Source organism: Streptomyces sp. PsTaAH-124 (genome assembly GCF_000373685.1).
Taxonomy (GTDB): Bacteria; Actinomycetota; Actinomycetes; order Streptomycetales; family Streptomycetaceae; genus Streptomyces; species Streptomyces andamanensis.
In genome coordinates, this window is record NZ_KB892180.1 from 285,615 (window position 1) to 298,893 (window position 13,279).

General features: G+C 74.2%; 8 protein-coding genes and 2 pseudogenes. 6 read left to right on the forward strand and 4 right to left on the reverse strand.

The genetic code is table 11. The features are described from left to right. Positions 1–2: 2 nt before the first annotated feature. Together B086_RS0124450 and B086_RS0124455 are read left to right on the forward strand one after the other, a co-directional pair. Positions 3–1,523 carry a lipase/acyltransferase domain-containing protein gene (locus B086_RS0124450; protein WP_026252732.1) on the forward strand — a complete coding sequence of 507 codons (1,521 nt, stop codon included), beginning with the start codon at positions 3–5 and terminating at the stop codon, positions 1,521–1,523. 203 nt (positions 1,524–1,726) lie between these two features. After that, positions 1,727–3,097: an alkaline phosphatase gene (locus tag B086_RS0124455; RefSeq protein WP_018569066.1), complete on the forward strand. Its 1,371-nt coding sequence runs from the start codon at positions 1,727–1,729 to the stop codon at positions 3,095–3,097. 70 nt (positions 3,098–3,167) lie between these two features. Here the strand turns inward: B086_RS0124455 and B086_RS0124460 are convergent, their stop codons facing one another. After that, on the reverse strand, positions 3,168–4,400 hold the full coding sequence (locus B086_RS0124460) for an MFS transporter (protein WP_018569067.1): 1,233 nt from the start codon (positions 4,398–4,400) through the stop codon (positions 3,168–3,170). Between the two features lie 65 nt (positions 4,401–4,465). Here B086_RS0124460 and B086_RS0124465 point away from each other — a divergent pair, with 65 nt between their 5' ends. Together B086_RS0124465 and B086_RS0124470 are read left to right on the forward strand one after the other, a co-directional pair. After that, positions 4,466–4,891: a MerR family transcriptional regulator gene (locus tag B086_RS0124465; RefSeq protein WP_018569068.1), complete on the forward strand. Its 426-nt coding sequence runs from the start codon at positions 4,466–4,468 to the stop codon at positions 4,889–4,891. Between the two features lie 40 nt (positions 4,892–4,931). Further along, the gene (locus B086_RS0124470) at positions 4,932–5,534 is read left to right on the forward strand and encodes an HAD family hydrolase (RefSeq protein WP_018569069.1); all 603 of its coding nucleotides are present in this window, start codon (positions 4,932–4,934) and stop codon (positions 5,532–5,534) included. Positions 5,535–5,660: 126 nt separating this feature from the next. On the opposite strand, the pseudogene B086_RS43105 reads toward B086_RS0124470, so the two are convergent. Continuing rightward, a pseudogene (locus B086_RS43105) lies at positions 5,661–5,918 on the reverse strand (DUF397 domain-containing protein); the annotation flags it as partial. Positions 5,919–5,965: 47 nt separating this feature from the next. Next, a pseudogene (locus B086_RS0124475) lies at positions 5,966–6,205 on the reverse strand (transcriptional regulator); the annotation flags it as partial. 155 nt (positions 6,206–6,360) lie between these two features. On the opposite strand from B086_RS0124475, the gene B086_RS0124480 reads away from it, so the two are divergent. Together B086_RS0124480 and B086_RS0124485 are read left to right on the forward strand one after the other, a co-directional pair. Continuing rightward, positions 6,361–7,107: a class I SAM-dependent methyltransferase gene (locus B086_RS0124480; RefSeq protein ID WP_018569071.1), complete on the forward strand. Its 747-nt coding sequence runs from the start codon at positions 6,361–6,363 to the stop codon at positions 7,105–7,107. 357 nt (positions 7,108–7,464) lie between these two features. After that, entirely contained in the window at positions 7,465–8,094 is a 630-nt protein-coding gene (locus B086_RS0124485; RefSeq protein WP_018569072.1) for a phosphatase PAP2 family protein, read from the forward strand. Here B086_RS0124485 and B086_RS0124490 read toward each other — a convergent pair. Then, positions 8,082–13,112, reverse strand: coding sequence for a DNA repair ATPase (locus B086_RS0124490; protein WP_018569073.1), 5,031 nt, complete (start codon positions 13,110–13,112; stop codon positions 8,082–8,084). The two genes, B086_RS0124485 and B086_RS0124490, sit on opposite strands and share 13 nt — an antisense overlap. Positions 13,113–13,279 lie beyond the last annotated feature (167 nt).

Below are 13,279 nucleotides of genomic sequence, written 5' to 3' on the forward strand. Positions count from 1 at the left end.
TCATGAGCCAACCGTCGCAGCAGTATCCGGCACCCGAACGGCCCTACCGCCTGCCCGCTCTGTCACCCAACACGACGCAGGACGCGGTGGTCGTCGTCCCCGGCATCATGGGCAGCGAACTGTACGACGTGGAGCGGGACCGGGTGGTGTGGGGCCTGGCGAACACCGGGTGGCTGCTGCGCGCCTGGACCACGCCCGGGGGGCTGCGGCCGCTGCACCTGACGCCGGACGAGCGCGAGGGCAGGCTCGGCCGCATCCGTGCCCGGCGGCTGCTGACGACGCCCGCCTGGAGTCCCGTGCTGCGCGGGGTGGAGCCGTACACCGACCTGGTGGCGACCGTGACGCGGAGTGTGGCCGCGCCCGAGGCGGTGCTGGAGTTCCCGTACGACTGGCGGCTGCCGGTGGCCGTGAACGCGCGGCTGCTCGCCGCCGCCGCGCGGGCGCACCTCGAACGCTGGCGCGTGGACCCGGCGCACACGCAGGCGCGCAGGCACCGGGTCGACGAGCGCGAGGGGCGGCTGGTGTTCGTCGCCCACTCCATGGGCGGGCTGCTCGTGCACGCCGCGCTGGGCGACGGGCCGGACGGCGAGGAACTGGCCCGGGACACCCGGGGGGTGTGCACGCTCGGGACGCCGTTCCAGGGGTCGGCCGCCGCCGCGCTGATCCTCAACACCGGCCGGGGCACGCCGGTGCCGCTGCCGCACGGGCGGCTGCGCGACCTCGCGGTGACCCTGCCGGGCCTGCACGACCTGCTGCCTACGTTCCCGTGCCTGGACGAGGGGCTGAACGTGCGGCGGCTGACCACCGTGGACATCGCCGACCTGGGCGGGGACAAGGACCTCGCCAGCGCGTCGCTGGCGTTCCACGAGCGGCTGCGCGGCCGGATGCTGCCCGGACACCGGGCCGTGGTCGGCATCAGCCAGCGCACGGTGCAGTCGCTGGCGCTGCGCCAGGGGGTCGTGGAACCGTACGAGCACAGCTTCCGTCGGCACAGCGACGGCGAGCTGATGCGGGACGCGGACGGCGTGCCGCGCCGCTTCGACGTCGCGGGCGACGGGACGGTGCACCGGGAGTCCGCCGCGCTGAGCCGGGCCACGGTGCCGCTGGCCCTCCAGCACGGGGCGCTGGCCAAGGGCGAGGCGGCGCTGGAGGCGGTCACCGCGTTCCTGGAGGAGGACGAGCACCTGGGTCCCCCGCAGGCCGCCGCGGGTCTGGGACTGCGGGTGCCGGACCTGGTCGCGCCCGGCGCGCGCTGGACGGTGCGGGTGCACGGCGCGGACGGCCCGGCGGGGCTGGAGTGCACGGTCGAGGAGGTCGCGGAGACGGGCGCGCCGGGCGGCTTCCGTACGCGGGCCGCGCTGGAGGCCGACGAGTACGGGGGCGAGGACATCGTGGCCGGGCGGGTGACCGTACCGGCGCCCGGCCTGTACCGGGTCGTGCTCGACTCGGGCGACGACACCCCGCTCACCCAGCTCGTCCTGGCGGGCGCGGAGGCGGAGGACGGGCCCGGCCTCACGGACTGAGCGCGCCGGGGCGCGCGCCCGCACGACGTCTCGGCCGTACGCCCCTCGGGGGCGTACGGCCGTCATGCGCGCGCAACCAAGACCGGGTCACGACTTTCCCCGTGATTCACCAAGGGCTGGTGGGCTGCACTCGTCGGCAGCCGTACGACGCCCGTACCCGACGTACGGGCGCCCGGGTACGGACCTTCCAAGGAGTCGCTCCCATGCACAGACCCACCCGTCGTCAGCTCACGATCGCCACCGCGCTGGCCGTCACCACCGCGGCCGCCCTGACCGCCACCACGGTGGCCGGCGCCTCGGACAGCAAGCAGCACGCCCAGCACGCCATCCAGGGCGGCAAGGCGAAGAACGTCATCCTGCTGATCGGCGACGGCATGGGTGACTCCGAGATCACCCTCGCCCGGGACTACACGGTGGGTGCCGATGGGCGCCTGAACATGGACAAGTTCCCGCTGACCGGCGCGTACACGACGTACGCGGTGCACGCCGACGGCACGCCGGACTACGTCACCGACTCCGCCGCCAGCGGCACCGGCTGGGCCACCGGCCACAAGACGGTCAACGGCCGCATCTCCAAGACGCCGGGCTCGGACAAGGCCGTCCCGACCATCCTGGAGCTGGCGCAGCGGAACGGCTACGCGACCGGCAGCGTCACCACCGCCGAGCTCACCGACGCCACCCCGGCGGTGCTCGCCTCGCACGTCACCGACCGCTCCTGCCAGGGCCCGGCCGACATGGCCAAGTGCCCCAAGGACACCGTCAAGGCCGGCGGTCCCGGCTCCATCGCCGAGCAGTCCGTCAACCACAAGGTCGACGTGCTCTTCGGCGGCGGCAAGCAGCGCTTCGACCAGAAGATCACCGAGGGCCGGTACAAGGGCCTGACCGTGACCCAGCAGGCGCAGAAGCTCGGCTACCAGGTCGTCACCGACAACGCGTCGATGAAGGCCGCCCGGCCGGGCAAGCCGGTCCTCGGCCTGTTCGCCAAGGAGAACGTGCCGGTGGAGTGGACCGGCAAGGGCGCCGCGGTCGGCGGTACGGCCCCGCAGCGGTGCGTGACCTCCAACAGCGGGCGTCCCGCGAGCACCCCGAGCCTGGCCGACTCCGCCACCAAGGCGATCCAGCTCCTGGAGGCCAAGCAGAAGCACGGCCACGGCCGCTCCGACAAGGGCTTCTTCCTCCAGATCGAGGGCGCCTCGATCGACAAGCAGGACCACGCCGCCGACCCGTGCGGCCAGATCGGTGAGACCGCGGCCTTCGACCGCGCGGTCAAGGTGGCCCGCGACTACGCGGCCAAGCACCCCGACACCCTCGTGGTGACCACCGCCGACCACGGCCACAGCAGCCAGATCGTCCCGGTGGACGCCATGCCGCCCGGCCTGTCCTCCACCCTGGTCACCGACGAGGGCCAGCAGCTGAAGGTCAACTACTCGACCAACACCCCGGGCCAGTCGCAGGAGCACACCGGCACCGAGGTCCGTATCGCCGCGCAGGGCCCGCAGGCCTTCCGCGTCCTCGGCGTCACCAACCAGACGGACCTGTTCACCACGGTCCGCGAGGCGCTGCGCCTGCGCTGAGCGCGCGCCCCGCACGGAGGGGCGGGGAGTGGAGGCGCCGCACCTCCGCTCCCCGCCCCTTCCGCGTGTCTCAGCGGGCGGCGCGCGGGGCCGGGAAGCCGTGTCCGCGGGCGCCCACCACGACGAGCAGCACCGGCACCAGCAGGGCGAGGACGGTCCACGGGAAGGAGCCAGGACCGGCCGCGTCCAGCAGGACGCCGCCCGCCGCGCCGCCGACCGCCATGAACGAGTTCCAGGTGGTGACCAGCAGCGGCTGCGCGCGGTCGCCGCCGGCCGCGGTCACCGCGGTCTGGAGCAGCGTGGACACCCCGCCCCAGCCCAGGCCCCACAGCACCACCGCCGGATACACCAGAGCCTGCCCGCCGCCCGGCACGGTCAGCAGCGCGGCGGCCACCAGGAACACGGCGGTGCTCGCGACCGTCAGGGCGCGCAGTCTGCGGTCGACCAGGACGCCGGTGACGACGATGCTCACCACCGAGGCGAGTCCGAGGACCAGCAGGACCGTGTCCCGGGAGCCGCCCGCGCCGCGCGCGTCGAGGAACGCGGCGATGTAGGTGTAGAGGATGTTGTGCGCCAGCACATAGGCGGCGACGACGAACAGCACCGGCACGACACCGGGCAGCCGCAGCGCGCCCAGCACCGGTTCCCGCTTGCCCGGCCGCCGCCCCGGATGGTCCGGCACGGACACCGCGATCCACACCGCGAGCCCCACCGAGACCGCGGTGACCAGCCCGAACGTGGCCCGCCAGCCGACCAGTCCGCCCAGGAAGGTGCCGACCGGGATGCCCAGGGAGAGGGCCAGCGGCACGCCCGCCATGGTGATGGCGATGGCCCGGCCGACCAGGTGCGGGGGCGCCAGGCGGCGGGCGTAGCCGACGAGTTCGGCCCACACCACGGCCGCGGCGACCCCGGCGGCGAGCCGGAACGCCATGGTCAGCAGGTACTGCGAGGACAGCGCGGTGACCGTGTTGGCCACGGCGAAGGTCACGACGGCCGCCAGCACCAGGCGCTTGCGGCGCCAGCCGGCCGTGGCCGCGGACACGGGCAGCGCGGACAGGCCCGTGGCGAGGGCGTAGACCGTCAGTGTCTGCCCGGCGGCGGGCTCGCTGACGGAGAGGTCGCGGGCCATCTCGGGCAACACTCCGGCGGGCAGCGCCTCGGTGAGGATCGCCATGAAGGCGGCGGTGGCGAGGGCGAGCAGCGCGGACAGGGGGAGCTTCCCGCGCGGGTGCGGAGTGCCTGTGGGCGGTCCGGGAAGAGCGTCCGTGGGCCGTCCCGTGCACGGCGTCTGCGACATCGACATGCCTGTTAGGGTTCAACCCTCACATACATGTGAAGGTCAATTCGGCTCCGTATGAGGTGGGTCACATGCGCATCGGAGAGCTGTCCGCCCGCACCGGCACCCCACCCCGGCTGCTGCGCTACTACGAGGAGCAGGGCCTCCTCGTCCCCGACCGCGCCCCCAACGGCTACCGCGACTACGGCGAACGCAGCGTGGACCGCGTCCTCCAGATCCGCGGCCTGCTGGACTCCGGACTCCCCACCCGCGTCATCAAGCAGATCCTCCCCTGCCTCAAGGAACCCCGCTCCATCCAGGTCGCCGACGCCACCCCGGAGACCATCGCCACCCTGGTCCGTGAACGCGACAGCATGACCCAGCGCATCGCATGCCTGACCCGCAGCCGCGACGCGATCGCGGTGTACGTGGACTCGGTACTGGCCCGGCAGCGGGAGGACGCACAGCACGCGACGGCACGGCCGGAACCACCCGCCCCGGTCCGGGCACCGCGATAGCGTCGTCCGGAGGACTTCGTCGGGGAGGGACGGACACCGGATGCCGCACAGCTCGGACACCGCCGGCAGGCACGAACAGCGCGGACTGATCCTCGACTTCGCCGGTGTGCTCACTGCCCGTCCCCTCGAAGCGCACCGCACCTGGTGCGTGTCGGAAGGACTGCCCCCGGACGCGTGGCGCAGCACCCTCGGCGACCATCCCGAAGGCCGACGCCTCTACGCCGCCCTGGAGATCGGCGAGATGGGGCAGGCCGAGTGGAACGAGGGCACGGCCGCTCTGCTCGGGCCGCACGTCGATCCGGTCGACCTGATGGGCCGGGCCTGGGCCGGAGTCCCCGCGGCGCACCGGATGGTCGCGCTCGCACGTGCCGCGCGGGCAGCCGGTCACCGTCTCGCCCTGCTGTCCAACAGCTTCGGTCTCGACCCGTTCAACCCCTACGAGCACGTCGGCGTCTGGGACCTGTTCGACACGCACATCGTGTCCGAGCTGGCCAAAATGGCCAAGCCCGAACCGGCGATCTACCGACTCGCTCTGGAGCGGATCGGACTGCCCGCCGAACGGTGCGTCTTCGCGGACGACCACGGCACCGCCCCACACCTGATCGTTCATGGCCGGGTGCGAGGGACGCTCCCCGGCACCTGACCGCCGTGGGTTCGGATCGTCCTGCGTACCCGAACGGCCCGTCCCCGAATGCCGTGGGGCGGGCCCGCCGTCATGCGTGGCCCCCTGCGCCGCGGCGCCGAGCCCGCCCGCGGCGGCAGCCGCAGCGAATGACGACAGGGCTCCGCGTGTGAACAGCAGCGCGGGCCCGTGCGGGGTCTTGCTGTCCCGGACGGCCACCGTCCCGGCGCCTGCGATGCCGCACTCCACGCACTGTGCCCCGCTGTCGCTGTACGGGGACTTCCACCACGCCACGGGCAGGGGGGAGGCGTCGTCAACGTCGGTCATGCGCTCTCCCTTCTCTCGGTGATCAGTCCTGCCGGTCCTGCGATGCCTCGGCCGGGGACGCGGCGGGGGCAGCGGCATCCGGGCCTGGACACCGTACGAGAGGGTGGACTCCGCGCGCGGCGCGCCTACGCGGCGGCGGCCAGCTCGCGTGCCCGTTCCGTGAAGTCCGCGACGAGGCGGTGCCGCCCGAACGGCCGCACGCGCCGCGACAGATCTCCGACCGCCTCGACGGCCCGCGACGACTTCACCTGTCCGGCGAGCCTGAGTGTCCGCACACCCGCGGCATGCGCGGCCCCGAGGTCGCGTCGTTGCAGGTGGGACACCGCAAGGGCCGCGTGGGACACCGCGCCGCGGCGGGCAGTTCGTGCCGGACCGGGCCGAGGCCGACGGCCCCGGAAGGGGCGCTGACCGGAACGGTTGCCGGGGCTGGGAGGCGCCGTCGGCAGTCCTGCGGCACCTTGGCGGGGAAACCGGCTCCAAAGTGCTGCGCCAGGCGCACCGGACCGCCGAGGATGGTCACATGACGACCACTTCACAGGCCCGTTCCTTCGACAAGGCAGCCGCCGGCTATGCCGCGAACCGTCCTTCGTATCCGCCCGCCCTGTTCGACGCGATCGAGGAACTCGCCGGCCGGCCCCTCGACGGTGCCCGCGTCGCCGACATCGGTGCCGGCACCGGCCTGGCGACCTCCCTTCTTCATGCCCGGGGTGCGCGCGTCATCGCGGTGGAACCCGGTTTCGGGATGGCCTCCCAGTTCCGCATCGGACTGCCCCATGTCCCCCTCGTACTCGGTGACGGCAACAACCTGCCGCTCGCCTCCGAGTCCATCGACATCATCACCTATGCCCAGGCCTGGCACTGGACCGACCAGCGCGAGTCTGTCCCGGAGGTCCTCCGAGTGCTGCGCCCCGGCGGTGCGCTCGCCCTCTGGTGGAACGATTCGGACAGCACTGTGCCCTGGATAGCCGACCAGGACTCCCGCCTGCGCCGCCTCTTCGGTGCCGAGGACAGCGAACCCGACCCGAGGGCCCGGTACCGCGGCTTGCCGGCCCAGCTCGGATTCGTCACCCAGCAGGTGAAGTGGACCAGGAGCGTCCCACTCGACACCCATCTCGCGAACCTGGCCAGCTATTCCGACTTCCTCGTCCTCGGCGAGAACGGCACCAGGACGTTTCTGGCCGCCGAGCGCGATCTCTTGGCCGAAGTCTTCCCGAACGGCACGGTCGACGAGCACTACGTGGTCAGCCTGGCCGTCGCTGCCCGCTGACACCACGGCAGGCCCGCGGGCGGATCACCCCGGAGGGACGCCGCCCGCCCTGCGCCGAAGGCCCGCGCACCTGTCATGCCCGGAACGCCTCACGGACGGCCGTGAAGGAGCCCTCGGCCCGTGCGGCAGCCGCGCGGGCCGACCCGGCCGAGACCGGCGCCACGGCGCTAGAGGACCAGGGGCTGTGTCCCCCGTCTCACCCCACCCCCCAGGCAACTGAATCGGTGACTGCTAACGTCTACCAACCTGTAGACGTTCATCTGTCGGACGATCTGACTTCACCAGGAGTCCACCTCCGCGTCCACGCGTGTTCACCGTGGCGCACCCGTACCGAGACACTGCCCGGAGATCCACCTGATGACGAGTTCCTCCCCGGCCGCCCTGGCGCTCGACGGCGCGTCCATCGACGGCGGCCTCTACACCTCCGTCACCGACTTCGCCCGCGACACCCACTGGCTGAACGGGACAGCCGCCGCGTACTCCTCGGTGGGCATGGGGGTGTTCGTGCTGTTGCTGCTGGGGGCCTGGTGGGGGGCGCGGCGGCAGGGGAACTCGGTGATGGCGGCCGTGCTGGCGACGCCGTTCGCGGTCGTCATCGCCTATGCGGCCAACACCGGGATCAAGGACGTCTTCGAGGAGCCGCGGCCCTGCCGGGCGCTGCCGCACGACTTCCTCATCGAGGCGTGCCCGCCGGTGGACGACTACGCCTTCCCCAGCAACCACACCACGGTCGCCTTCGCGTTCGCGGTCGCGCTGCTGATCGTCAGCCGGTGGCTGGGCTCGGTCGCGCTGCTCGCGGCGGTGGCGATGGGCGCCTCCCGGGTGTACGTCGGCGCCCACTACCCGCACGACGTCGGCGTGGGCGCCCTGGTCGGCAGCCTGGTCTCGGTGCTCGTGGTGCTGCTGGCCTTCCGGTACTGCACCCCGCTGGTGCAGCGGCTGCGGGCGGGGGCGCTGCGGCCGCTGCTCGCCGCTCAGACGCCCTGAGTCCTCCCGTCCGCTCCCCCTTCGGCCGGGCCCGCCGCGTGGCGGGCCCTCGCCGTGCCGCCGCCGGTGAGCGCCGCCTCGATCGCGGCCATGTGGTCGGCCAGCAGCCCGAGGGCGGCCGTGGCGCGCACGAGCGGGTCCTCGGCGGGACCGCCCAGCGCCTGGGTGCGGGCGTACGCCGTCTTCAGGGCGGCCCAGCGGCCGGCCTGCTCCGGGGTGAGGGTGCCGCGCAGCTCGGCCAGCTTGAGCAGGTTGGCCTCGGCGCCGCTGGTGAGGGTCTGCGCCTCGGCGGTGAAGTGGTCCTCGACGACCGCGCCCGCCTCCGCCGCGTTCATGACGGGGCGGATCCGCTGGGCGATCTTGTTCATCGTGCGGTAGGAGCCCTGGAGCAGGAACGGCGGCTCGGTCCGGGTCTCGTCCGAGCGGGCGGCGGAGGCGATGTAGGCGGTGTTGACCGCGAGGACCGTCTCGCGCGCGGTGAGCAGATGCCGCAGTACGCCCGTGATCTGCTCCAGCTCGGCCGGGGCGTAGGCGTGGGTGAGCCGGTCGGCGCGGGCCGCGGGGTCCGCCTGGGCCAGCCGGACCAGCAGCTCCAGGTCGGCGCGGTCCCGGCCCGCCAGCGGGGCGAGCACCGGGTTGGAGGTGAGCGCGTTCTCCAGGAAGCTGAGCGCGAAGGCGTCCTCCTTGCCGGTGAGGACGTCGCCGAGGTTCCACACGTCCGCGCGGTTGGCGAGCATGTCGGGCACCCGGAAGCGCTCGCCCGACTCGGTGTACGGGTTGCCGGTCATACAGACCGCGAACCGCTTGCCGCGCAGGTCGTAGGTGCGCGGCTCGCCGTTCCACACGCCGTCGACGCGGCGGGTGGCGTCGCACAGCGGGATGAACTTCTGGAGCAGTTCCGGCGAGGTGTGCTGGATGTCGTCCAGGTGCAGCAGCGTGTTGTTGCCCGCCGCCAGCGCGAAGTTGATCTTTTCGATCTCCTGGCGGGCGGTGGCGTTCGGCGCCTCGGCCGGGTCGAGCGAGGTGACCGCGTGACCGAGTGCGGGGCCGCTGACCCGCACCATCATCAGGCCCAGGCGGTCGGCGACGTACTCCATCAGCGTCGTCTTGCCGTAGCCGGGCGGGGAGACGAGCAGCAGCAGTCCGCCGGTGTCGGTGCGCCGGCTCTCGCCCGCCGTGCCGAGCTGACGGGCCAGGCTGTCGCCGACCAGCGGCAGGTACACCTCGTCGACGAGCCGGTTGCGGACGAAGGCCGCCATGGAGCGCGGGCGGTGCTCGTCCAGGCGCAGCCGGACGCGTTCGGCCGCCACCAGCTCGGTGCGCAGGCGCTGATGGGCGCGGAAGGCGGGCACGTCGTCCCGGGCGAAGCGGCCGGTGCGGGCCAGGAACTCGTCCAGGCGCAGCACCAGCCGACGGCCGCCGATGCGCGGATGGGCGCCGAGCAGCCCCTCGGCCACCGCCACCGGTGAGACGTCCGCGTCATGGCGCGGCAGGCCGGGGCACAGCTCGGCGGCGACCGCCTCGGCCAGGTCGCCCGGCGTGGCACCGGCGCCGGTGGAGTCGGTGAACGCTGCGAGCCAGGCCCCGGCGAGCTGGGCCCGCGCGGCGAGGTCACCGAGCGCGTCCAGGTCCTCGTCGTAGGCCGAACCGCCCACCGTGTGCCGGAACTTGTCCAGCAGGGTGCGGGTGGCGGCGGCCAGCACGAAGCCCTCGGGTCCGGTCGTCAGCTCCTCGAAGAGATACGCGGCGGCGGCCCGCGCGTCCGGACCCGGCGCGGCGACGGGGCCGTTCACGCCCTCGGTCCCGGCGGCGCCGGTGCCGCCGGGCGCCGCCCCCGGGAGCCGGAGGGCACTGCCCGCCGTCCATGTCCCGACCGCGCCCGCGAGTTCCTCCTCCAGCTCGCCCACGGCGCCCGCCGCCGCCGGGCCGAACGTGTCGCGGGCGCGGGCCAGGGAGAGCGCCCGCCGGGTCCAGGCGGCGCGCTCGTCCGCCGTGCTGCCGTGCGCCCAGAACAGCTGGGCGGCGGCGCGGGCGGCGGGTTCGTGGCGCAGTACGCCCGCCCGCTCGTGCACGGGCAGCAGCGCGGTGAGGAGCACCGTGGCGTCGTGGTCGTGGACGCCCCGCTCGTAGCCCTCGTCGTACGCCTCCTCGGCGGCCCGGCGCACCAGGGCGCCCAGGTCGTCGGCGGCGGCGAGCGCGGCCGGGCCGTGCTCGCGCAGCAGCCGGGCGGCCAGGTGCTCGCCCCGGTAGACCTCGGGCGACTCCGAGGGGAGCTGCCGGTCCCCGTACGCGCGGGCGGCCGCCAGGCGCGGGTCGGTGACCGGGGCGCGGTAGTCCGTGCCGGTCAGCGCGAAGGCGAGACCGTCGCCGTCCGGGACCAGGGTGAGGTCGAGGGGCTGGGTGGTGACGGAGAAGCGGTGGGTGCCCAGCCGGATGGTCCGGCCGCCGTCGGTGTAGAGGTCGGTGCGGTCGCGCAGCGCGCGGGACGCCTCCTGGCGGGCGGCCTTCAGCCGTCCGTCCAGCTCGTCCGCCCGGACCGGGTCGCCGAGCGCGCGCAGGTCCTCGGCGGTGCGGCGGACCTTGGCGACCATCGGGTCGGAGGCGAAGTAGGTGCTGACCTCGTCGGCGTCGGCGAGCGTGGCCGCGCGCCGGGCCACGGTCGCCAGGATCCGGTCGGCGGCCGCCGCGAGCTGCCCGGCCCGGCGGGCGCGGGCGTCCAGCAGGGACTGCTTGCGGGCGGAGAACGCGTCGTGGATCTCGGTGCGCTTGTCGGTCAGTTCGCCGAGGAAGTCGTCGAACTCCGCGAACCGCGACTCCAGGTTCTCCAGCCGCACCAGCATGCCCGACAGCTGCTCGTCGCAGCTCTCGGGGCTGTCGGCGGCGGCGAGCGCGCCGGTGACCGCCTGCGCGAGCAGCGCGAACTCGGCGGCGAACTCGGCGCGGCCCTCGCGCTCGGCCAGCTCCCGGCGGCGGGCCTCCAGCAGGGCGCGGGCGCGGTTGACCCCGCCCAGCACCTCGGCGATGCGCTCCAGCACGGAGGTGCGCACGGTGGCGTCGGCGATCTCCAGGCCCGCGACGACCTCGGTGACGGTGCCCAGCGTGCCGGTCAGCTCGTCGAGCCGCTCGGCGACCGGGCGCGCGGCGGCCACCGACTCGACGGCCTCGGCGTCGGCGGCGAGCTGCTCGACGGCCTGGTGGTGGTCGGCGAAGGCGTCCTCGCGGGCGAGGAAGGTGACCGCCCGCTTGCCGAAGGCGGCCAGGTCGGTGCCGGTCTCGGCGGCGAGCGCGTCGATGCGGGCGGTGTCGGCGTACCGCATCTCCTTGAGGGTGAGCAGATGGCCCTGGGCGCGGCGCAGTTCGGTCAGCCCGCCCACCCAGGCGGCGGCGCCGCGCGGTGCCTCGCCGCGCAGCCGCCGCACCACCGCCGCGATCCGCTCGGCGGCCTCCTCCAGCGCCCGCGCGGCCCGCTCGGTGAGGCTCTGCACGGTGCGGAACTCGGTGAGCACCTGCTCGGCGGTGTCCCGTACCGCCGCCAGCGGGGTGCGCAGATCGCCGAGGTCGGCCTCGCCCAGCCAGTGGTGGGTGTCGGCGGCCCGCACACAGGCGGCGGCCAGCGCCTCGTACACCTCCGCGGTCGGGGTGGTCTCCGCGACCGCGCGGCTGATCGACAGGCAGTCGGAGATGCCGCGCACCAGGTCGGCGTTGCCGACGCGGGCCAGCGGTCCGGTGCCCGCGGTGGCGGCGGCGTGCGTGTCGGACACGTACGGCGAGGTCCACACCTGGATCGGGTGCACCCGGGCCGGCTCGGTCGCCGCCCCGGCCGGATCGGCGCGCAGCGCCAGCAGCGCGCCGTCCTCGAACAGCGCCCAGCCGTGGCAGGTCAGCGGGGTGGCGATCTCCTCGCGGATGGTGTTGTACGACAGCAGCAGACCGCGTCCCTCGGCGCGCGCGTGGAAGGCGTACAGCACGTCCTCGCCGTAGGGCGAGCGCACCTCGCGCTCGAACTCCAGGCCCGTGGTGTCGAGTTCGTACGTCTTGTACGCCCCGGTGGCCAGGCAGTAGCCGCCGGGGAAGACGATGCCCTGGTCCTCGGGCAGGCGGCGGCACGCCAGCCCGATGCCGTCGAGGCGGACCACCGACCGGGTGAGGGTGTTGAACACCAGGTGGCGGTGGGTGTCCTCCTTGTAGGGGCGGATGCGCAGCAGGATCAGCGCGCCCACGCGCGCGTACGCGATGTCGGCGTCGGCGAGCGCCTGGAGCGGCTCGTCGACGGGCTCGCTGTGGATGCCGGTGCCGGTCTCGGTGTCGTCCTCGGTCTTGACGGTGAGGGCGCCGCCGACGGTGGAGACGTACAGCTCGTCGCGGACCGAGACGTGCGGATGGCGGCCGAGCCGGTGGTCCTCGCGGGTCGTCGCGGTCCAGGTGAAGTCGTGGGCGGGCGGCAGCACATGGTCGCGTTCCCCGCGCGCGTCGAGGAAGGCGGCCCGGCCGCCGTCGGTCAGGTTCCAGCGCAGGACGCGGATGTCGCCGTCCTTCTCGCCGGTGCGGAAGACGGCCAGCAGGCGGCCCTCCACCCGGTGCAGCCGCAGCAGCCTGGCCTGCCGGTAGTAGCGGTGCAGGGCGCCGAACTCCCGGACGAACGCCGGGTCGTCGAGCAGGCCGGGCACGGCGTCCTCGGGCAGCGGGTTCAGCTCACGGTCGTACAGGGCGAGGACGTCGCCGACCCGGGGCTCGGGCCGGGTGCCGTCGTCCGGTCCGGCGTGCGCGGCGTTGCGGCCGAACAGCAGCCGCTCGCCGACGGCCACCACGTCCCGGGGGACGGCGGGGTGCTCGGTGCGCAGCCGTCCCGTGCCGGTGAGGTCGAGCCGGGTGGCGCCGAACTCCGCGGCCCGGCGGGCGTTGAGCGCCTCGGTGCCACGGGCCAGCTCGGCGGCCTGGGCAGTGAGCCGGTCGCGCAGCACCTCGTAGGTGCCGCTGTCCACGGCGTCGTACGAACCCGTCTCCTGGGCGGTGGCCATGGACATGCGTCCCTTCGGGAAGACGTCGGAAGCGAGGGGCGGTGCGGGGCCGCCGGGGTGCCCCCTGGCGCGGCGAGGGAGCGGGGGTACGCGGACCACCGCGCCACCAGGGCGCGGAGGCGGCCGCCGGGATACGGAGGCCGCCGCGCCACCGGGTGCGGGGGCCG